This window comes from Citrobacter sp. 50677481 (genome assembly GCF_001463265.1).
Taxonomy (GTDB): domain Bacteria; phylum Pseudomonadota; class Gammaproteobacteria; order Enterobacterales; family Enterobacteriaceae; genus Citrobacter_A; species Citrobacter_A sedlakii.
Genome location: NZ_LNHZ01000075.1, coordinates 395,213 through 415,695, shown reverse-complemented (window position 1 = coordinate 415,695; position 20,483 = coordinate 395,213). Strand labels below are relative to the sequence as shown.

Below are 20,483 nucleotides of genomic sequence, written 5' to 3'. Positions count from 1 at the left end.
ACTCGCAGCATGTTGTTAAATAAATGTTGACGAGCAACATCTGTTTCCGCTCTGCGTGTTTTACTCCATACTTAATGCTTCAAGAAGAAAAATCGAGGGACTTATTTTGGCAGGAAGTAGTTTACTGACGTTACTTGATGATATCGCCACGCTGCTTGACGATATCTCTATGATGGGAAAACTGGCCGCAAAAAAAACCGCGGGCGTACTGGGCGACGATCTGTCGCTTAACGCCCAGCAGGTCACTGGCGTCAGAGCGAACCGCGAGCTGCCGGTGGTCTGGAGCGTGGCGAAAGGCTCATTTATCAACAAAGTGATTCTGGTGCCGCTGGCGCTGCTGATCAGCGCCTTCATCCCCTGGGCGATCACCCCTTTGCTGATGATCGGCGGCGCTTTCCTGTGCTTTGAAGGGGTAGAGAAGGTGCTTCATACTCTTGAGTCACGCAAACACAAGGAAGATCCGGCTGAGCGTAAGAAGCGGCTGGAAGCGTTGGCGGCGCAGGATCCACTGGCCTTTGAGAAGGATAAAATCAAAGGCGCGATCCGAACCGATTTTATCCTGTCGGCTGAAATTGTAGCGATTACGCTTGGGATCGTGGCTGACGCGCCGTTGCTGAATCAGGTGTTGGTACTTTCCGGCATCGCGTTAGTGGTGACGGTGGGCGTTTATGGCCTGGTGGGGATCATCGTTAAGCTGGACGATATGGGCTACTGGCTGGCAGAAAAATCCAGCGCGCTGGCGCGGGCGGTCGGGAAAGGGCTGCTGATTGTCGCGCCGTGGCTGATGAAATCGCTGTCGGTGATTGGCACGCTGGCCATGTTCCTGGTCGGGGGCGGCATTGTGGTGCATGGCGTCGCGCCGTTGCATCACGCCATCGAACATTTTGCCAGCCAGCAGAGTGCCGCGATAGCGCTAATGTTGCCAACGTTGGCGAACCTGGTACTGGGCTTTATTATCGGCGCCATTGTGGTTGCGTTGGTGAAGATGGTGGCAAAAGTGCGTGGCGTCGCGCACTAAATATCTTCTGTCCAACCAGGCAAAACTCGCCATTCTCGTCTAAGGTGAAAAAGTTTCACATGATACAGGAGGCAGGTATGCACTTTTTGGTCAGTGATGAAGTTACCGTGAAAGAGGGCGGACCACGCATGATTGTCACCGGGTATTCCAGCGGAATGGTGGAGTGTCGGTGGTATGACGGCTTCGGCGTTAAGCGGGAGGCATTCCATGAGAATGAGCTGGTTCCCGGTGACGCAAGGCGCCAGCGTGAAAATGCCAGATAATAAAACGCCCGGTGAATGCCGGGCGTTTTATTAGGCAGAAAAAAAGCATCGCGTCAGCGATACGTAACGTACTGAATTATGCCAGGATTAGGAAAGCAATTGCGAGTAGGGAGTGGTCAGCGTGCCGCACGAAACAACGATCGAAAACTGGGGCTGGCTGAAAATGTTAGCGCGGCGATTCGGGCCCGGTCACGTCGTCAACCTCTGTTTTCTGATCGTGATGATTTTTTCCACTCTGCTGACCTGGCGGGAAGTGGTCGTACTGGAAGAAGCCTATATTTCCAGCCAGCGCAATCACCTGGAGAATGTCGCCAACGGGCTGGATAAGCAACTACAGTATAACGTCGATAAACTGCTTTTTCTGCGTAACGGTATGCAGGAAGCGCTGGCAATGCCGCTTGACTTTCCCGCGCTCCGGGACGCCGTCTCCCGTTTCGAACAGCAAAGGGATTCGCGATTCTGGCAGCTTGAACTGGATAAGCGTCGAACCTTGCCGCTGAACGGCGTGTCTGACTCTTTTGTTAACCAAACCCACATTCTTTCCCGTGACAGCGACACGCTGGATAATGAGCTGACCGCCGCGCTGGAGGTGGGGTATTTGTTGCGTTTAGCCCAGACCCGTTCTTCACTGACGCAGCAGGCGATGTACGTATCCCGCGCCGGGTTTTATGTTTCCACCCAACCCTCCGCCCTCTCCAGCGAAATTACCGCCCGCTATTATGATTATGTCATCCAGCCGTGGTTTAAAGAGCAGTCGCAGCGGCAGAACCGGATGCGCGGGGTACGCTGGTACACGGGCCAGACCGCGCAGTTGCGCGATGAGCTGCAACGGGTCACCGTCAGCGTTCCGCTGGATAACGGTCAGTACTGGTATGGCGTGCTGGCGATGACGATCCCCGTCTCCTCGGTGGAACGGTTTATGGAAGACGCCATCGACAAGGATGTGGAAGGGGAATACCAGCTGTATGACAGTAAATTGAAGATGCTGGCGGCATCGACGCCGGCATTGCGCAACATCAACACTTTTGACGCGCGTGAGCAGGCGACGCTTGCCCACGAGATTGAGCAGGACACCGAAGGCGGCTTACGAATGGGAAGCCGCTACATCAGCTGGCAGCGGCTGGACCACTTTGACGGCGTGCTGGTCCGCGTTCATACGCTCAGTGAAGGGGTGCAGGGAGACTTCGGCAGTATCAGTATTGCGCTGGCCCTGCTATGGGCGCTGTTTACCAGTATGTTAATCATCTCGTGGATTGTCATCCGCCACATGGTGAGCAACATGTTTGTGTTGCAAAGCTCGCTACAGTGGCAGGCCTGGCACGACACGCTAACCCGTTTGTACAACCGTGGCGCATTGTTTGAAAAAGCCCGCCAACTGGTACAGCGCTGCCGGGCGCAAAAGCAGTCGCTGTCGGTGATTCAAATCGATCTTGATCACTTTAAAAGCATTAACGACCGCTTTGGCCACCAGGCGGGCGATCGGGTGCTGGCTCACGCCGCGAGCTTAATCAGCGGCACTCTGCGGGCGAACGACGTCGCCGGGCGCGTCGGGGGAGAGGAGTTCTGTGTGGTACTCCCGGACACGACGCTGGCGCAGGCGGAACGTATCGCAGAGCGGATCCGCCTGCGCCTGAATGAAAAAGAGCTACTGATAGCGAAAAGCACCACGCTGCGGATCAGCGCCTCGCTGGGGGTGAGTGGCACGCAGGAAACCCATGAATACGATTTTGAACAGCTGCAGTCGCTGGCCGATCGCAGGTTATACCTGGCGAAACAGGCTGGCCGCAACCGGGTTTGTGCGAGCGAGAGGGGCTAGTCAGGGGAAAAAAGATGCGACATGCCTTCACTCCAGCCTGCCGGACCTTCTGAACGGGTGCGGTAGACGTAGGGCGAAGCCTGATCGGGTAACACCACCCCTTCGCGGCTCAGTCCTTTCACCACCACGGCGTAATTCATGACCTTAAGCAGTGGCGCATCGTTTGGGCCATCACCCAGGCCGACAGTAACAGGGCGTTGCCCCCACTGGCGCTGATAACGTGCGATTAACCCGTTTGCCGCCTGATCTTTTCCCGCGCTGGCGTCAAGTACGTGCCAGAAGCGTGCGCCGTGAACAAACTGCAACCCCAACGCGTTTAGCTGTTGGCTGAACGCCGCCATGCGCGCATCGCTGTCACGCCAGATCAGGGTGACAGAGGCTTCATGCAGGCGGCTTAAGCTGGCCTGGGCGTGAGGCAGGCCTGTCCATTCGCTAATGGTCGCCTCATCGACATCGTCGAAGGTTGTGAATTTATACTGTCCTTTTTCGCGAAGCTTATTGAGCACCGCGCTAACTTCATCGTGCGGCACGCCGCTCATCAGACGCGGAGAGTCAGATTCAGTTTGCCAGCGACTGTCATATTCAATGACGGCGCCGTTTTCGGCAATCAGCGGAAGGCCGTGCAGATTGAGTGATTTCTGGATGTAAAGCATTTCTGCGGCGGTTTTGCTGCTGCATAGAATGACGGGAATCTCGTGCTCACGCAGACGGGCGAGCCAGCCAGCGGCAGGTTGCCAGTCATAGGTTTGATTGTCCAGTAACGTGCCATCCAGATCGGTAAAAACCAGCACCGGATCGTTCAGTGAAAGCATAATGATTTCCCGTGTTGTAAAAAGCTATTACCAGGAAAAATCCTAAAGCCAGGAGGCGTAGTCCCCGCTGAAGACGGGATCGGTCCCGTCGCCATGAGGCCTGCAGCCGTGTTCACCTTAACCATTAGTAGGATTAATCATTCATCGCAAAAATATTTGCTTGTCATACAAAAAAATTGCAGATAAGGTTTAACGCACATCAGATTTCCTGGTGTAACGAATTTTCAAGTGCTTCTTGCATAAGCAAGTTTCATCCCGACCCAACTGGGTCGGGATTTTTTTCCTCTGCGGGTTAGCGGTTGATTTCCGTCACGCTGAAATCGTGTATATCCAGCTCAAAGGCTTCCGCTAATTCATGCCAGGTATGGTATTCACGCCCATCAACGCTGACCTTTTCCGGATCGCTTCCACTGCGATGAATTTCGCTCTCACTGATTTCATTGATTGCGGCCAGCAGCGCGTCGACATCGACGCTGACTTCGCGTTTCGCGGTATCGCTGTAGTCTTTTGCGGTCTTCATCATTAACCTCTCCCGTTAGCGTGCTTCAGCCTAAGTATAGACCGTTGAGAAAAGCCGCAATCGCGCCGGGTGAACGCTGCCAGGAATGGATTTTTGTTCTACACTGGCACAAAGCCACAGGAGGAGAAAAATGAACGTAAATGATCGGGTTACAGTCAAGACGGATGGCGGTCCTCGTCGTCCTGGCGTGGTACTGGCGGTAGAGGAGTTTAACGAAGGCACAATGTACCTGGTATCGCTGGAAGACTACCCGCTCGGCATCTGGTTCTTCAATGAGTCGGGGCACCAGGACGGCATTTTTGTGGAAAAGGCGGAATAGGGCGGCAACGGGGATGTTATCCCGGCTGGTGGACGCCCCACCAGTCGGGAGGTCTTAGCGCATGTTAACAAATATGCCGTTGGTCACGTTATCGGTCAGGCGAACAACATGATAGATAACTTGTTTGTTATGCGTTTTTATCTTTCGTTTTATATTCCCCTTATGGGAGGAGACGGTTTTCGCTTTGATGTTCATCCGATCCGAAATTTGAATCGTTCCTTGACCTTCCATCCACATGCGTAACATGCTTGATTCCGTTCGACTTAACGATAACGTTGGTAAATTTATTACGCTGGCAGTATCGGTCTCTTTTTTCAGAATATCGCCAAGAAGATCGTCCAGTGATTGGGGTTTTATAGATTTAGAACTGATCAATAAGTTTTTTCTGACTAATAAATATTCATCAAAATGGACATTAGCAATGGCCATGAAAACAATAAATAACGTATTGGGATGCTGATTAATGATTTGCTTTATATGTTGACTGTCGTCAGGATCGTGGATGAAACAGTCCTCATTAATAAACACCACAGAAGGTCGGTGGGTCTCACACGCGATGTCGAGTTCGTCAACGGTCTCGATGTCGTTGATTTCCCTTTTTTTCACCCCTCTGCTTACAAGATACCCGGTCAAACCCAGCCGGGTGTAACTGCATAAATCCATAATAATCGTTGACATGGCATACCCTCACTCAATGCGTAACGATAATTCCCCTTACCCGAATATCTCATCACAACTTAACGGAACGTAACTTTCACCCAACGAGACGCTAATGCGATTTCCAGGCGGACTTACTATCCCGTAAAGTTACGTATAATTTGCCTGGAATTGTCTTAAAGTAAAGTAAATGTTGCGTTATGTGAGTGAGATAAAAACAAATAACGCGCGTCAGAGTTATCCTGGTAGATGTTTTTGACGGGTCAATTTAGGATAATCCTTAGAATAACTGGATAAACATTATGGAATATTATTTGCGGGTAATTCACTAACGATATCAGCTAATAAATTGAAAATTTCACTAAATAAATGTTCGCAAAAAGGGGCGATAAGCGGCATTAAGGCCGCAATTAATGTCATACCGACCGTCAAGGTTAACGGGAAACCAATAACAAATACTGATAGCTGAGGCGCCATTCGATTCAATAATCCTAGCGCCAGGTTCAGCGTTAATAACATCGTGATCACCGGCAGCGCCAGCATTAAGCCGTTCAGAAAGATCAGACCGCCCGCTCTGGCAAGCGCCAGAAACGCATTGCTGTTAACCGGATTGCCGCCGATGGGCAGGGTATGGAATGTATCGATCAGCAGTGAAATCAGCCACAGATGACCGTTAAACGTTAAAAACAGCAGCATCGCCAGCATATCAATGATGCGGGCCAGCACCGGCATGTTGAGATGACTGCCTGGATCGACAAAGGTGGCGAAGGATAAACCCATTTGCAGACCAATGATCTCCCCGGCAGTCCGCACCGCCGCGAAGGCAAACTGCATGGTAAAGCCCAGCGCGATGCCGATCAGAATTTGTTGCATCGCTATCCATAAGGCGTCAAACGAAAAAATCGGCACGTTATGCGTTGGAAGCGACGGCGCGATCACCACGGTAATGAGGAGCCCCAGTCCCAGCTTAATCCGTTTTGGGATCGCGCGTTCGCTGAGTATGGGGGCGGTAGAGATCAGCGCCAGCACGCGCAGCAGCGGCCAAAAATACAGGTTAAGCCACTGAAGCCATTGATCGCTGGTTACCTGCAGCATCCCTGTTATCCGATGATATATGGCAGGTTAGTGAACAGCGTACGCACGTAATCCAGCAGCAGGTTCAGCATCCAGGGGCCAGCGATAATGATGGCGGCAAACACAGCCACAATTTTCGGGATAAACGACAGCGTCATTTCGTTAATCTGCGTGGCGGCCTGCAATATGCTGATGATCAGACCCGTCACCAGCGCGACCAGCAGCAGCGGGGCAGCAAGCGCCAGGGCAACCTTCATCGCCTCGGTGCCAATCATCATGACCGATTCAGGTGTCATTTCTGGCCTCTAACTGTAAAAGCTTTGCGCAAGCGAGCCGACCAGCAATTGCCAGCCGTCGACCAGCACAAACAACATGAGTTTAAACGGCAGGGCGATAGTGGCAGGCGGAACCATCATCATCCCGAGCGCCATCAGCACGCTGGCGATAACCAGATCGATGATCAAAAATGGAATGAAAATGGTAAAGCCGATCTGAAAAGCGGTTTTCAGCTCGCTGGTGACATAAGCGGGCAGCAGAATACGCATCGGAACCGCTTCCGGTCCCTGTAACGGCCCGCTGTTCGCCAGACGCGCAAACAGGGCGAGATCCGCTTCGCGGGTCTGGCGCATCATAAACTCGCGCAACGGCTGCGCCCCTTTTTCCAGTGCTTCCTGCATGGATATTTTTTCTTCGCTGAACGGCTGATAGGCGTCAACGTAGATTTTATCGATCACTGGCGACATGATGAAAAAGGTCAGAAACAGCGCCAGCCCGAGCAGAACCTGGTTGGGTGGGGCAGACGGCGTGCCGAGCGCGTTACGCAGCAGGCCGAAAACGATGATGATGCGGGTAAAGCTGGTCATCATCAGCAAAATCGCCGGAATAAAGGTCAGTGAGGTGATAAACACCAGCGTCTGAACGGAAAGCGACCAGCTCTGGCCGCCGCCGGGCAACGGCTGAGTGACCAGACCGGGCAGTTGCGCCAGCGCGGCTGGGCTGAAAAGCCATAAACCGGCAAGCGTAAGGGACAACAAACGGCGCATCAGGATCTCCCGGAACGCTTTAACAAATTCGCCATCAGGCTGTGAAAGTTTTCAGGCGTGGAAGAGGTTTCTTCAGGCACGACGGGGGACGGCGGCAGGGTGTGCAGCACGTTGATTTGTGATGCGGTGACGCCGAGCACCAGACGCGCGTCCTCTACATCGACAATCACCACCCGCTCACGGGGACCCAGTGAGGTGCTGGCTGACACTTTCAGCCCGCGCGTGTTGCCGCTTTTGGGTGCAAGGCCCAGACGTTTAATGACCCAGGCGGCCGCCAGAATCAGCACAATAATTCCCAGCAACGCGCCGCTGACCTGAAGCAAAGGGGAGCCGGGAACCGCGGAGGGCTGTTGAACGGAAGCCTGGGTTTGCATGTTTAGCGGCTCAGGCGACGCATACGTTCAGACGGCGTAATGATGTCGGTAATGCGCACGCCGTACTTGTCGGCAACGACCACAACTTCGCCCTGGGCGATCAGATAACCGTTGATCAGAATGTCCAGCGGCTCGCCTGCCAGACCGTCCAGCGCGACCACGGAACCTTGCGTCAGGCGCAACAGTTCTTTGATGGTCATACGTGTGCGGCCTAATTCCACGGTCAGTTTAACCGGGATATCCATAATCAGATCGATATCCTGCAGCGTGCCGCTGACGTCGCCACCGCCTAGCTGCTGGAATACCGCGTCCGCCGGGCTTTTCGCCGTCGTCGTTTTTTGCTCGTTTAACGCGTCAGCCCACAGATCGTCCAATGCGCCAGTGTTCTCATCAGACGGATTATTCATGTCACTCATTTGGGCTGTTCCTCATTCAGCGAATTCAAAATCGGGTTAATCAGATGTTCTACGCGTAACGCGTACTGACCGTTAACAGTGCCATACTGGCTGGTCAGGACAGGCACACCGTCCACATGAGCAATAATGCGGTCTGGTTTTTCAATCGGCAGCACATCGCCGGGTTGCAGTTTTAAAATCTGCGAAAGACGCAGCGGAATGTCGGCGAAATTCGCTACCAGCTCCAGCTCGGAATGCTGAACCTGACGCACCAGGTTGTCGCGCCAGTTCTGATCCTCATGGCGGGAGTTTTCCAGCGGCGGGTTGACCAACAGTTCGCGCAGCGGTTCGATCATGCTGAACGGCAGGCAGATGTTGAATTCGCCGGTCAGGTTGCCAATTTCGACGTGGAACGGCGTGTTCACCACGATATCGTTCGGTGAGGTGGTGATATTGGTAAACTTCACCTGCATCTCGGAACGCACATACTCGACTTCGAGCGGATTAATCGCTTTCCACGCGTCGCTGTAGCCTTCAAGCGCCAGCTTCAGCATGCGGTTGATCACCCGCTGCTCGGTATGCGTGAACTCACGGCCTTCCACTTTGGTCGGGAAACGACCATCGCCGCCGAACAGGTTATCGACGGCGATAAACACCAGACTCGGCGAAAAAACCACCAGGCCCGTTCCACGCAGCGGCTTCAGGTGGATCAGGTTGAGGTTGGTGGGCACCGGCAGGTTGCGCGCAAATTCATGGTACGGCTGAATGCGGATCGCCCCGACGGTAATATCCGGGCTACGTCGCAGCAGGTTAAACAGCCCCATCCGGAACTGGCGCGCGAAACGCTCGTTGATGATCTCCAGCGCCTGAAGACGCTCGCGTACCACGCGACGCTGGGTATTCGGATCGTAGGGACGAATATCGCTTTCACCCGCGATCCCCGCTTTCGGTTCGTCTTTCGTTTCGCTGTCGCCGTTGAGCAGCGCATCGATTTCAGCCTGAGAGAGAATACTGTCGCCCATGTCGTTACCGCAGAATGAAAGCTGTGTACAGCACGTCGGTCACGTCCTGTTTAGGTTGTCCGGCAACAAGCGGAGGGGAAAGCGTCTCTTTAATCGCCGCAATCAGCTTTTGTTTACCGTCTTCGGTAGACAGCACTGCGGCATCCTGACGTGAGAACAGCAGCAGCAGGCGGCTACGGACTTCCGGTAAATATTCGTTAAGACGCGCGCGCGTCGCCTCATCTTTCAGACGCAGCGTCACGCCGATATACAACACGCGATCGGCATCACCGAGATTCACCGTAAAGGTGTCGAGGGCAAAAAAGACCGGCGCAGGCGGAGGCGGCGGTTCGTTCGCCACGGTTGTCGGCTTCTGCTGCATACGCCAATAGCTATAACCCGCGGTGGCGCAGGCGGCGAGGGTAATGATTACCAGCAGTGGGATCCAAATTGAGCGCTTGCTCTTTTTGTTAAGTGCGGAATCAGTCATCTGATACGGGCTTCCTGTTTCGGTACAGCTTATGGGCTGATTATCCCGTGTCCTGACCACGGCAAAGCGTGGAAAAGACGCGGATAATCGTGCTACCTCTGGCGTTAGGCGAAGATATCGACGGCGCCATTACCGCGCTCGGCAGACTGCAGCGAGGCCGGAACCGCCAGTTCGCTCTCATCATCGCCCAGCGCCAGCGCCTGTCCCGGTGTACGAGATGTATGCTGCTGCGAGGAAGAGTGCTGCTGACCGGCAAAGCTTTCGCTGCTGATGTTGCTTTGGCCCAGTTGGATCCCGCTTTCCGCCAGTTGGGTGCGCAGAACCGGCAGGGCGGCTTCCAGCGCGGCGCGAACGTGGCTGTGCGCGGAAACCATCTGCAACTGCGCGTGGTTATCATCCAGCTTAAGCGAGATCTGCACCTGACCCAGATCTTCAGGATGCAAACGTAACTCCGCGCTCTGCTGACCCTGGCGGGTGAACAGCGTGATGTGCTGGCTCAGCGATTGCTGCCATTCGTGGCTGCCGAGCGGGGCGCTCAGCACTGGCGCGGGGCTGCCAGGCTGCGCTGTTTGCGGGGTGGATGGCGCGTTGGCGCTCATTGCCAGACCCGGCGCGACGGGCGTCGGCGTGCTCTCTGCGTCAACATGATCCGTTGCGCCACCTGTTATGACTGGCGCGGCAACCGCCTGGCTTTTGGCGTTATCCGCCGCTATGCCCGGTAATGCAGCCTCTTTTTTAGCGTCTTTTAGCGTATCGCCATCGAAAGGCGTGGCGCCCTCTTGCGACAGAGAACGGGGATCTACCCGCAGGGATGTCCCTGGTGCGCTGAGCTGCGCATCTGTCGGGGCGGTGGTGAATCCGGGCTGGCCGGGCAGCATCGCGAACAGCGCGCTCAGGCTGGCGAGATCGTCGTCGCTGAGTGCGCTTTTCTTCTCACCTTTTTGTTCTGCCTGACTCAGGACGGCCAGCGCGCTGGTTTTCTGCGACGGCGACAGGGCCGAAAACAGCGCTCCGGCGTCGTTTAGCCCTTTGAGCGACTCATCGGTTTGCGCATCTTTGGCGGCGAGGAGCGCCGTCAACTTATCGCGCGGCAACGCGTCGCCGTCCTGCGCCAGCAGCGCTTTCTGCAGTTTGCCGCCCGCAGCCCGCAGGTCGGCAAGCGTAAGCGGCGCGCCCTGACCCTGCGTGTCGCCAGCGCCAAGCGCGCCCGCCAGCAGAGCCAGGAAATCCTGCGCAGAATCCGCCGCTTTCCCGGACGGCAAGCCGGTGGTCAGATCGGTGTCGGTGGTGACCAGTTGGGGCAAGGTGATCATTCAGGTTTCCTCATTGCTGCACGCTGAGCAAATTCATCCATTTTTTTCTGATCCAGGCGGTTTTCAGCCAGTAGCGCCGCCGCGTTTTGTCTGTCCTGCAACGTCTGCCAGGCCTGCAGGCGTTGCTTTTTTTCCCGCCAGTTGTTCAGCGCCACATCGACCTTTTGCGTCCATTGCGTTAACTGCTGACGGTGCTGTTCAACGGCTTTTTCCAGCGTCTGAATAAACTGCTGATAGTTGATCCAGCGATTACTGGCGATCCCCTGGCTCATGTCGTTATTCAGGTTGCTGCGATACTCATTCTGGTAGTCAATCAGCATCTTGAGTTGTTCTTCCGCCTGCTGAAATCCGCGACGCATTTCCCCTAACAGTTGGGCAGCGTCATCGACCTCTTTTTCAGCGAGATCTTTGAGTGTTGCCAGTGCACCGTGTTCTGCCATGACGCATCTCCTCCTGCGTTATCATCCCGCCGGGAAAAGTAGATCCAGCGCCTGCAGGGAATCCTCCCAGTCGGCCCGTTCAAAAATACCTTGCTGAAGAAACGCCTCCAGCTGTGGCCAGAGTGCGATCGCTTTGTCGAGCATCGGGTCGCTGCCCTTAGCGTAAGCCCCGACGCTAACGAGATCGCGGTTACGCTGGAAGCTCGACAATAACTGCTTAAACTGGCGTACTTTGGCGTAATGCTGCTCGCTAATCAGCGCCGTCATGGCGCGGCTGATGGAGGCTTCGATATCGATAGCAGGGTAGTGTCCGGCTTCCGCCAGCCGCCGCGACAGCACAATGTGTCCGTCAAGGATTGCACGCGCCGAGTCGGCAATCGGATCCTGCTGGTCGTCGCCTTCGGTCAGTACCGTATAAAACGCAGTGATCGAACCGCCGCCGTGGATACCATTGCCCGCGCGTTCCACCAGCGCAGGCAGCTTGGCGAATACCGATGGCGGATAGCCTTTGGTCGCGGGCGGTTCGCCTATAGCCAGCGCGATTTCACGCTGCGCCATCGCATAACGGGTCAGGGAGTCCATGATCAGCAGAACATGCTGACCCCGGTCGCGAAAGTCCTCTGCGATCCGGGTGGCATAGGCGGCGCCCTGCATCCGCAGTAGCGGCGACACGTCCGCCGGCGCGGCAATGACCACCGAACGCGCGCGTCCGTCTGCGCCAAGAATGTTTTCGATAAAATCTTTTACTTCGCGGCCACGTTCGCCGATCAGCCCGACCACGATCACATCGGCGCGGGTATAACGCGCCATCATGCCGAGCAGCACGCTTTTACCGACGCCGGAACCGGCAAACAGGCCCATACGCTGGCCGCGTCCGACGGTTAACAGCGCGTTGATAGGACGCACGCCGGTATCCAGAACATGCTCAATCGGCGTGCGCTGTAGCGGGTTAAACGGCGCGGTGATCAGCGCGCCGGTTTCGGTGGTGTCGGGGGAGGGCAGACCATCGAGCGGCTTACCGCTGCCGTCCAGCACACGACCCAGCAGCGCCGGACCAAGCGGTAACTGTTTGCCGCTCTGCAGTCCCTCTCCGGCAATGTTCCTGGCGTAAACGCGCGCGCCGGGCAAAATGCCTTCGACCTCTTCAAGCGGCATCAGAAACAGGCGCTGGCCGTTAAAGCCGACGACTTCACTTTCCACTTCATGGGTTTCGGTCCCTTCCTGACGTTCAATGACGCAGGTGGCGCCCAGCGGAAGCTGCAAACCGGTCGCCTCCAGCACCAGTCCGGTGGCGCGCGTCAGCCGGCCATAACGGCGCACTGCCGGAAGCTGCGCCATTTTGGCTTCGAAATTATCCAGCGTCGTCAGCCAGCGGGTGAGACGGGTTGTCATCAGACAACTCCCGGCGCAGCCAGGCGGCAAAGTTCCTGCCAGCGGGTGGCGACGCTGGCGTCCAGATCGCCTTCATCCGCAGAAACCTTGCAGCCGCCATGATGCAGCGTCGGATCGCCGCGCAGTCGCCAGCCGTGGAGGCTGAGGGTTGCGCCGAGCATCTCTTCCACGCGCTGTAAATCATCCGGATGCACGCGAAGCTGCGGTTTGCCGCTGAACAACGGTTCCTGTTGCAACAGGTGTTGAATTTGTTTAATCAACGCCGAGTTGTCTACGGCTGGCGTCTGTCCGATCACCTGGCGGGCGGCTTCCAGCGCCATCTGCATCAGACGTGACGCAATGACGCTGTCCAGCGCATCCAGCGTATTCTGAAACTCATTGACCAGTTGTTGCATCCGCGCGTGAAGGGGCGCCTGCTGACTGCGTGCCTGCGCCTGGCCCTGTTCCAGACCTTGCGCCAGACCCTCCTGGTAGCCCTGCTCATGACCCGCTTTGCGGCCTTCCGCAAGGCCGGCGTTATACCCCTGTTCGTGCGCCTGGATCTTCAGTTGCGCCAGCTGCTGTTCAAGCTGTTGTTCCGCGCTCAGTTCCGGTTCGCCGCCGTCTTCAGACGGCAGTTCTTCGCAGTGATCCACGGGCGTAAGCTCCGCCAGCGGCGGGGCGAGGTCGTCTGGCGTCCAGACTTTCCACGGCAGCGCATCAGACATAGGTATCCTCGCCGCTGCCGATCACCATTTCGCCGGTTTCCGCCAGACGACGCACAATAAGCAGAATCGCTTTCTGTTCGTTCTCCACCTGCGACAGACGCACCGGACCACGGTTGGCCAGGTCGTCGCGCAGGATATCGGCGGCGCGCTGGGACATGTTGCGCAGGAACTTCTCGCGCAGCGGCTGCTCCGCGCCTTTCAGGGCGATCAGCAGCGACTCGGAATCCACTTCCTGCAGCAGGCGCTGAATGCTGCGGTCGTCCACATCCACCAGGTTTTCGAACAGGAACATCTCGTCGATAATTTTTTGCGCCAGCTCGCCGTCGAATTCACGCACGGCGGTAATGACAGCCTCTTCCTGCTGCGTTTTCATCAGGTTGATGATTTCCGCCGCCGTTCTTACGCCGCCCATTTTGCTGCGTTTGAGGTTCTGGCCGTCGAGCAGACCATTGAGCACTTCGGTCAATTCCGCCAGCGCGGCAGGCTGGACGCCGCCGAAGGTGGCGATACGCAACATCACATCGTGGCGCAGGCGTTCGTCGAACAGCGCCAGAATGTCGGCGGCCTGGCCGCGTTTGAGGTGCACGAGAATGGTGGCGATAATCTGCGGGTGTTCGTCGCGGATAAGATCGGCGGCGCTTTGCGGCTCCATAAAGTTGAGCGTCTCAATGCCGCTGGCGGTATCGCGGGTTTCGAGAATATCTTCCAGCAGGCTCGCGGCGCGCTCTTCGCCCAGCGCTTTGACCAGCACGGAGCGCAGGTATTCGTTGGCGTTAATGTTGAGCGCCGCAAACTGCTCGGCCTCCTGCTCAAATTCCGCCAGCACTTCCGTAAGCTGCTGATTGGAGATTTGGCGAACGTTCGCCATCGCCGCGCTCAGGGTCTGTACTTCCCGTTGGGAGAGGTGCTTGAACACCTCCGCCGCGCGATCTTCGCCAATGGTCATCAGCAGGATGACGCTTTTATCGGTACCGGTAAGGGCATTACTCATGATCGTTACTCATCCACTGACGAATGACCAGCGCCACCACGCGCGGATCGTTATCTGACATTTCGCGAATACGTTGACTCATCACTTCCGCGCCCAGACGCTGGTTCGCGCGACGCTGCTGAGTCTGTTCATCCTTGCTGAGACGAACTTCAACGGCTTCCTGCGTTTCCTGACGCAGTTGTTCACGTTCCTGAGCGGCTTTGGCCTCCTCAGCGCGACGCGTCAATTGTGGACGCACCGCCTTACGCCAGAGGATCCAGGCAACCAGCAGCACCAGCAGCCAGCGACCCGCCGACATTAACTGTTCGATAAAGGCCTGTTGTTTCCAGAACGGCAGCTCGGCGCTGTCGTCATCGGTGGCGGTAAACGGTGAGTTAACGACGTTCAGGGTGTCGCCGCGTTTATCCGAGAAGCCCATTGCCTCGCGAGTCAGATCTTCCAGCTGTTTCATCTGTTCAGCGGTGAGCGGCAGCGGCTTGCCATCCGGCAGGGTTTTGTAATTCACCACCACCGCCACGGAAAGACGCTGGATGTCGCCGACGTTCATTTTGGTATGGCGAATGGTGCGGTCGACTTCGTAGTTACTGGTTTCGTTACGCTGGGTGCTGCGCGGCCCGGCGTTGGTATTGGTGGTCGTCTGCTGGGCGTTTTGCCCGTTTTGCGCATTCTGCTGATTAGCCGGCGGTGTGGTAATTGGCGCGGCGTTCGCTGGCGCAGGCTGGTTGGACAGCGCGCCCGGTACGCCGCCTGGCAGACCGGAACCGATTTGTTCGCTTTCATTCACCTGACGTGAACGCAGCACCGCCTGCGACGCGTCGCCGTTCGGACGGTACTGCTCTTCCGTCTGTTCTTTATTGGCGAAGTCCAGTTGCGCGGTCACCTGTGCGTGGACATTACCGTTACCGACGATCGGCGAGAGGATCGATTCGATGCGGCGCTGAATACGGCCTTCCACGTCGCTGGCGTATTTCAATTGCGCGTCGTTGAGGTCGCGTCCGCTGGTGTTCGACTGGGTAAGCAAATGCCCGCCCTGATCGACCAGCGTTACGTTACCCGGCGGCAGCCCGGCGACAGCGCTGGAAACCAGATGCACCACCGCGCTGATTTGCCCTTCGTCCAGGGCGCGGCCCGGTTCCAGATTCACCGTGACGGAGGCGGAAGGGGATTTTTGTTCACGCACGAACAGCGACGGTTTGGGCATCGCCAGATGCACGCGGGCGCGCTTGACCGGACCGAGGGTTTCGATGGTGCGCGCCAGTTCGCCTTCCAGCGCGCGCTGGTAGTTCACCTGCTCGCTGAACTGGCTGATGCCGAATTTTTCCTGATCCAACAGTTCAAAGCCTACCGCGCCGCCTTTCGGCAGCCCCTGCTGAGCCAGACGCAGGCGCAATTCATGCACTTTATCCGCCGGAACTTCGATCGCGCCGCTGCCTTCCGTAAAACGGTAGGGGATATTCATCTGGGTTAGCTGGGTGACGATCGCGCCGCCGTCCTGATCGGACAAATTGCTGAACAACGTGCGATAGTCCGGCGACTTCGCCCAGAGCACCATCGCCACGATAATCGCGACGGCGGCGGAGCCAGCGACAATCAAAGGAATTTTAGGGTTCGCGCGCAGGCGATTAAGCCACTCGAGAGGTTTAGGTTGGGTTGCAGCCGATGCAGTCGCGTTCATCTCGCACCTCGTGACTGTTCGTGGACGGCTTTATTTGCAAAGTGGAACAAGACTCACTCCCGGGTCAGCAAAATCGAAAAATTGACGGTCTCATTATTTGTGCTTTCGTTTTTTTCTATGCGGCAAAAACCGTGGTTTTTTAGCGTTATTTAACGCCTTTATCTTATTGACAAACTGGTAATCTCTGCTGCGTAAAAAATCATCCAGAGGATTATCATGTCAGCGATACAGGGGATTGAAGGGGTCATCAGCCAACTGCAGGCGACCGCGATGGGCGCGCGTGCGCAGGAGGCTTCGCCGCAGTCGACCGTCAGTTTTGCCGGCCAACTCCACGCGGCGCTGGACCGCATCAGCGACAGACAAACCGCCGCACGCGTTCAGGCCGAAAAATTTACCCTCGGCGAGCCGGGCATCGCGCTGAACGATGTGATGACCGATATGCAAAAGGCGTCCGTGTCCATGCAGATGGGCATTCAGGTGCGTAACAAGCTGGTGGCGGCGTATCAGGAAGTCATGTCGATGCAGGTGTAGGTTTGATGCCTGGGGGTGAGCGGTGTCAGGCCGGACGGTGACGCTTGCGCCGCCATCCGGCAACGTTTTATTTCTGAATTAAATAACGGATTGTGGGACCGTCCTGCTGAATGTCCAGTACCGTGTAGCCATGGTTACGCGCATCCAGCGGGATGTTATTGATCGATTGCGGACAGTCGCTCACCACTTCCAGAATTTCCCCTTTTTTTAACTGCGGCATCGCCTCAAGCGTGGCGACGGCAGGGTAGGGGCAGGGTTCACCAACCATATCAAGACGGTAATCAGGTACGATATTTTTCATGCGGTTTCCTTAGCGGGGGTTAACCCGGCGCGACGGAAGAAACGTTTTTCCCAACCGATAATCAGCATCAGCGCGGTAAACAGCAGCAGATAAGTCACCAACAGACCGCCAAGCGGACCAAAGGTTGTGAGCAGATTAATTTTGTCCCAGTTGGTTGCCAGCGCCGGGGCGAAGTCATCCCAGTAGTACGCCAGAATTGTAGAGCCGATGACATTACCCAGCCCAACCCACCAGTAGTGCACCTGGCCTTCCACGGCGCGGTACATCCAGCCGGTTTCGCAACCGCCGGCCAGCACGATGCCAAAACCGAACAGCAGCCCGCCGATCACGGCGTTCGGGCCAGCCCACATGATCTTCGCTTCCACGCCCAACTGCACGTAGCTGAATATCCCGATAGCGCTTACCGCCATCCCAAAGATGATCGCTTTCGCCATATGGGTACGTCCGGTGATCCACAGATCGCGAAACGCCGAAGTAAAGCAAATCTGCGCGCGTTCAATCAGCAGCCCAAATCCCACGCCGAACAGCATCGCCAGACCCAGCTTCGGTTGGTTCATCGCCGTTAACAGCGCCCAGCCAATCATGCCGATAAACACCAGCATCCCTAAGCGGAAGCGGCGACGCGCCTGATCCGGCTTTTGCGTCAGCGGCGAGGCGGCGGAGACTTTTTGCATTTTGACCGGAATGCGGAAGATTGGCAGTAGCGTAAAGCGAGCGCCGAACCAGGAGCCGATGGCGGTCGCCAATGCAAAGAACCAGGCATGAAGAGAGAACTGCGGGATGCCGGTAAAGAAGGCCGCCAGATTACAGCCCATCGCCAGACGCGCGCCGAAACCGGCGATCATCCCGCCAATGATTGCCTGCATGATGCGCACCCGGCTGCGTGGAATACGCAGCTTAACGTTGTTGGCCCACAGCGCGGCGGCGAAGCAGCCACCGAACATGCCGAGGATCATCATTCCGTCGATGCGCGTCAGCGGTGAGCCGTCGAGATGAATCAGCTTGTAATAGCCCCATTCTTCGGCATGGACGCCAAACAGTTGCAGGATTTGTCCGCCCCAGCGGGTAAATTCGCCGGTGACGGCCCAGAAGGTGCCGGTGATGCCAAAATAGTAAGTGGAGAGAATACCCGCCGCGATGACCGCGGGAACGGGCGCCCAGAATTTAATTAACCAGGCGTGTTTGAAGTGTTGCCATGACATGTGTTTTGCCTCTGAACTCAGAAGGTATGAAACAAGAGTGCGGATAGTACACCACAACCGTTTTTTTGCCTGGTACTATTAAGCGGTAATACCGACTGGATCAAACTTCGCCGTTCTGTGGGAAAGGCTGGCGACATCAGGGCTTTAATGCCACAATCCCCTTTTCTTCGCATGCAGGATGAATGATGAAAAAAGTAGCAATCATTGGGGCGTTACTGATGTTAGCGGGATGCGCCGAGGTGGAAAATTACCATAACGTGGTGAAAACGCCTGCGCCGGCCGGACTGGAAGGGTACTGGCAGACGAAAGGCCCGCAGCGCAGTCTGGTGAGTCCGGAAGCGATTGGCAGCCTGGTGATTACCCACGCCGGGGATACCCTCGACTGCCGTCAATGGCAGCGCGTGATTGCGCTACCGGGTAAACTGACGATGTTATCGGGTGAGTTAACCAACGTGACGGTAAACCGCGATCTTTACGCGATCGAGCGCGAAGGCAGCACGTTAGAATATGATGGAATGACCCTGCAGCGCGTCACGCGTCCCACCGCAGAGTGCGCCGCTGCGCTGGAAAAATCGCCGCTGCCGACCCCGCTGCCCTGAACACTCCCCCGACAGGTCGCCCTGCCGGGGTATTTTTATATCGCTTCTTCTATCACCCACACGCTCACGCTGCCGCCGTTGCAGTAAAAGGTCGCTACGCCATTTGCGTCGGTTGTCACGGTTTCCTGACGATTTCCTAAAAAGTCGCGCCAGGTTTTGTTGCCGTAGTTTTCACCCAGTGTGAGCGTTTTTTCGCCGTCGTCGCCGTTCGACAGCACCACCACACAGCCGGGATCCTCTTCAGTGCCGCTGCGGCTGAAAGCGATACAGTTTGGATGGTCGAAGTAGAGTGTCTGCACGCCGTGGGCGAAACGCTGGCGCGCCAGAATAAGCTGATCGAGCTGATTAATGATCGGCATGTCGATGGGGTAGGTTCCGCCGTCGTTGCCGGTATCTTCGTAATGCGCGCCGTAGAGATCGGGATAAAAAACGGAAGGGACGCCGTTTTCCCGCAGCAGGATCAACGCATAGGCCAGCGGTTTAAACCACGGCTCGACCGGGGCTTCCAGCGCCTGCAACGGCTGGGTATCGTGGTTGGCAACCAGCGTGACGGCATGAAAAGGATCGGCCTCCACCAGCGTACCGGTAAAGATCTGGCTCATATCATAGTCGCTCCCCTGACGGGACGCTTCGTGAAATTTCATTTGCAGCGGGGCGTCAAACAGCATCGTCTTGCCGTCAACCTGATTGATGTAGTTTTGCAGCGTATCAACGTCGTGCGACCAGTATTCCGCCACGATAAACAGCGGCTTCGGCGCGACCTCCTGTACGTGCTCAATCCACTCTTTATAAAACCAGGCCGGAATATGTTTTACCGCGTCCAGCCGGAAACCGTCGCAGTGGGTTTGTTCCATCACCCAGCGCGCCCAATATTTGATCTCCTCGGTCACGGCATGATTGCGGAAGTCGATATTTTCGCCCATCAGATAATCAAAATTGCCCATTTCGTCATCGACCTGGTCGTTCCAGCCGTCGCCGGTATAGTCGTTGACGATTTTGAAAATCCCGTCCTCGGTGGGGTTTTCAATGTGGTCGATACCGCTGAAACATTTAAAGTCCCAGATAAACTGCGAATATTGCCCGGCGCGGGCAGGGAAGGTGTAGCGGGTCCAGCCTTCGCATTCGATGATTTCGTCATCTATTTGCGTGCGGTCGTCTTCATTCACCCGCTGAACGCGAATCGGCTCTTTTTCGTCTGCGCCCATTTTATGGTTCACCACCACGTCGAGCAGAACCGCAATTTCGTTCTTTTGCAGCGCGTCGATGGCCGCCAGCAGCTGCGCCTTGTCGCCATATTTGGTGGCGATCGATCCTTTTTGCTCGAACTCGCCGAGATCAAATAAATCGTAACAGTCATAACCGACGGAATAGCCGCCCGATGCGCCTTTATACGCCGGGGGAAGCCAGACCATGTTTATCCCGATATCGTTAAGGCCGTCCGCGCGCGCTGCGACTTCCTGCCAGAGTTTGCCGCCGTCGGGGTAATACCAGTGGAAGAACTGCAAAAGGGTAGGATTTTTCATCTTCCGTGCTCCAGAAATCAAAAGACA

Annotated in this window: 25 protein-coding genes; 6 read left to right on the top strand and 19 right to left on the bottom strand. The window is 56.2% G+C overall.

All coding sequences use genetic code 11. The annotated features are described in order from the left end of the window. Nucleotides 1-106 precede the first annotated feature (106 nt). The 3 genes from APU02_RS23800 to dgcQ all read left to right on the top strand — a co-directional run bounded on the left by APU02_RS23800 (nt 107) and on the right by dgcQ (nt 3,097). Nucleotides 107-1,018 carry a DUF808 domain-containing protein gene (locus APU02_RS23800; RefSeq protein WP_060571443.1) on the top strand — a complete coding sequence of 304 codons (912 nt, stop codon included), beginning with the start codon at nt 107-109 and terminating at the stop codon, nt 1,016-1,018. Between the two features lie 77 nt (nt 1,019-1,095). Beyond that, nucleotides 1,096-1,281 (top strand): YodC family protein, encoded by a 186-nt coding sequence (locus tag APU02_RS23795; protein WP_042284069.1) that lies wholly within the window; start codon nt 1,096-1,098, stop codon nt 1,279-1,281. A 121-nt stretch (nt 1,282-1,402) separates the two neighbouring features. Further along, the gene (dgcQ, locus tag APU02_RS23790; protein ID WP_060571461.1) at nt 1,403-3,097 is read left to right on the top strand and encodes a cellulose biosynthesis regulator diguanylate cyclase DgcQ; all 1,695 of its coding nucleotides are present in this window, start codon (nt 1,403-1,405) and stop codon (nt 3,095-3,097) included. Here the strand turns inward: dgcQ and APU02_RS23785 are convergent. Both APU02_RS23785 and yodD read right to left on the bottom strand, forming a co-directional pair. Further along, entirely contained in the window at nt 3,094-3,909 is an 816-nt protein-coding gene (locus APU02_RS23785; RefSeq protein WP_060571441.1) for a mannosyl-3-phosphoglycerate phosphatase-related protein, read from the bottom strand. The genes dgcQ and APU02_RS23785 overlap by 4 nt on opposite strands. A gap of 292 nt (nt 3,910-4,201) precedes the next feature. After that, a complete protein-coding gene (yodD, locus tag APU02_RS23780) occupies nt 4,202-4,429 on the bottom strand; it encodes a YodD family peroxide/acid resistance protein (RefSeq protein ID WP_042284746.1) in 228 nt (75 codons plus the stop codon). Between the two features lie 130 nt (nt 4,430-4,559). Between yodD and dsrB the strand changes: the two genes are divergently transcribed. Further along, a complete protein-coding gene (gene dsrB / locus APU02_RS23775) occupies nt 4,560-4,748 on the top strand; it encodes a protein DsrB (protein WP_042284063.1) in 189 nt (62 codons plus the stop codon). Nucleotides 4,749-4,802: 54 nt separating this feature from the next. Here the strand turns inward: dsrB and rcsA are convergent, their stop codons facing one another. The 14 genes from rcsA to fliF form a co-directional block, all read right to left on the bottom strand. Continuing rightward, nucleotides 4,803-5,426 carry a transcriptional regulator RcsA gene (gene rcsA / locus APU02_RS23770; protein ID WP_042284059.1) on the bottom strand — a complete coding sequence of 208 codons (624 nt, stop codon included), beginning with the start codon at nt 5,424-5,426 and terminating at the stop codon, nt 4,803-4,805. A gap of 279 nt (nt 5,427-5,705) precedes the next feature. Then, nucleotides 5,706-6,500 carry a flagellar biosynthetic protein FliR gene (gene fliR / locus APU02_RS23765; protein ID WP_060571438.1) on the bottom strand — a complete coding sequence of 265 codons (795 nt, stop codon included), beginning with the start codon at nt 6,498-6,500 and terminating at the stop codon, nt 5,706-5,708. Between the two features lie 5 nt (nt 6,501-6,505). Continuing rightward, entirely contained in the window at nt 6,506-6,775 is a 270-nt protein-coding gene (fliQ, locus tag APU02_RS23760) for a flagellar biosynthesis protein FliQ (RefSeq protein ID WP_042284053.1), read from the bottom strand. 9 nt (nt 6,776-6,784) lie between these two features. Beyond that, nucleotides 6,785-7,522 (bottom strand): flagellar type III secretion system pore protein FliP, encoded by a 738-nt coding sequence (fliP, locus tag APU02_RS23755; RefSeq protein ID WP_042284050.1) that lies wholly within the window; start codon nt 7,520-7,522, stop codon nt 6,785-6,787. Beyond that, complete coding sequence (gene fliO / locus APU02_RS23750; RefSeq protein ID WP_060571434.1) at nt 7,522-7,896, bottom strand: flagellar biosynthetic protein FliO; 375 nt, start codon at nt 7,894-7,896, stop codon at nt 7,522-7,524. Before fliO ends, fliP begins: the two co-directional genes overlap by 1 nt. A gap of 2 nt (nt 7,897-7,898) precedes the next feature. Further along, entirely contained in the window at nt 7,899-8,312 is a 414-nt protein-coding gene (fliN, locus tag APU02_RS23745; protein ID WP_042284046.1) for a flagellar motor switch protein FliN, read from the bottom strand. Beyond that, complete coding sequence (fliM, locus tag APU02_RS23740) at nt 8,309-9,313, bottom strand: flagellar motor switch protein FliM (protein ID WP_042284043.1); 1,005 nt, start codon at nt 9,311-9,313, stop codon at nt 8,309-8,311. Before fliM ends, fliN begins: the two co-directional genes overlap by 4 nt. A gap of 4 nt (nt 9,314-9,317) precedes the next feature. Continuing rightward, entirely contained in the window at nt 9,318-9,782 is a 465-nt protein-coding gene (fliL, locus tag APU02_RS23735; RefSeq protein WP_060571432.1) for a flagellar basal body-associated protein FliL, read from the bottom strand. A 104-nt stretch (nt 9,783-9,886) separates the two neighbouring features. Continuing rightward, on the bottom strand, nt 9,887-11,095 hold the full coding sequence (gene fliK, locus APU02_RS23730; RefSeq protein WP_060571431.1) for a flagellar hook length control protein FliK: 1,209 nt from the start codon (nt 11,093-11,095) through the stop codon (nt 9,887-9,889). Next, on the bottom strand, nt 11,092-11,535 hold the full coding sequence (gene fliJ / locus APU02_RS23725; protein WP_042284040.1) for a flagellar export protein FliJ: 444 nt from the start codon (nt 11,533-11,535) through the stop codon (nt 11,092-11,094). Before fliJ ends, fliK begins: the two co-directional genes overlap by 4 nt. Before the next feature lie 21 nt (nt 11,536-11,556). Beyond that, nucleotides 11,557-12,927: a flagellar protein export ATPase FliI gene (gene fliI / locus APU02_RS23720; RefSeq protein ID WP_042284039.1), complete on the bottom strand. Its 1,371-nt coding sequence runs from the start codon at nt 12,925-12,927 to the stop codon at nt 11,557-11,559. Next, entirely contained in the window at nt 12,927-13,634 is a 708-nt protein-coding gene (fliH, locus tag APU02_RS23715) for a flagellar assembly protein FliH (protein WP_060571430.1), read from the bottom strand. The genes fliI and fliH overlap by 1 nt, the downstream gene beginning before the upstream one ends. Continuing rightward, a complete protein-coding gene (fliG, locus tag APU02_RS23710) occupies nt 13,627-14,625 on the bottom strand; it encodes a flagellar motor switch protein FliG (RefSeq protein ID WP_042284037.1) in 999 nt (332 codons plus the stop codon). Before fliG ends, fliH begins: the two co-directional genes overlap by 8 nt. After that, nucleotides 14,618-16,300: a flagellar basal-body MS-ring/collar protein FliF gene (fliF, locus tag APU02_RS23705; protein WP_060571429.1), complete on the bottom strand. Its 1,683-nt coding sequence runs from the start codon at nt 16,298-16,300 to the stop codon at nt 14,618-14,620. Before fliF ends, fliG begins: the two co-directional genes overlap by 8 nt. Nucleotides 16,301-16,516: 216 nt before the next feature. On the opposite strand from fliF, the gene fliE reads away from it, so the two are divergent. Beyond that, nucleotides 16,517-16,831, top strand: coding sequence for a flagellar hook-basal body complex protein FliE (fliE, locus tag APU02_RS23700; protein WP_060571427.1), 315 nt, complete (start codon nt 16,517-16,519; stop codon nt 16,829-16,831). Between the two features lie 67 nt (nt 16,832-16,898). Here the strand turns inward: fliE and yedF are convergent, their stop codons facing one another. Beyond that, a complete protein-coding gene (yedF, locus tag APU02_RS23695; protein WP_000790504.1) occupies nt 16,899-17,132 on the bottom strand; it encodes a sulfurtransferase-like selenium metabolism protein YedF in 234 nt (77 codons plus the stop codon). After that, the gene (gene yedE, locus APU02_RS23690; RefSeq protein WP_060571425.1) at nt 17,129-18,334 is read right to left on the bottom strand and encodes a selenium metabolism membrane protein YedE/FdhT; all 1,206 of its coding nucleotides are present in this window, start codon (nt 18,332-18,334) and stop codon (nt 17,129-17,131) included. The genes yedF and yedE overlap by 4 nt, the downstream gene beginning before the upstream one ends. A gap of 185 nt (nt 18,335-18,519) precedes the next feature. Here yedE and yedD point away from each other — a divergent pair, with 185 nt between their 5' ends. Continuing rightward, entirely contained in the window at nt 18,520-18,933 is a 414-nt protein-coding gene (gene yedD / locus APU02_RS23685) for a lipoprotein YedD (RefSeq protein ID WP_042284030.1), read from the top strand. A gap of 35 nt (nt 18,934-18,968) precedes the next feature. Here yedD and amyA read toward each other — a convergent pair whose 3' ends face one another. Beyond that, nucleotides 18,969-20,456: an alpha-amylase gene (gene amyA, locus APU02_RS23680; protein WP_060571422.1), complete on the bottom strand. Its 1,488-nt coding sequence runs from the start codon at nt 20,454-20,456 to the stop codon at nt 18,969-18,971. Nucleotides 20,457-20,483 lie beyond the last annotated feature (27 nt).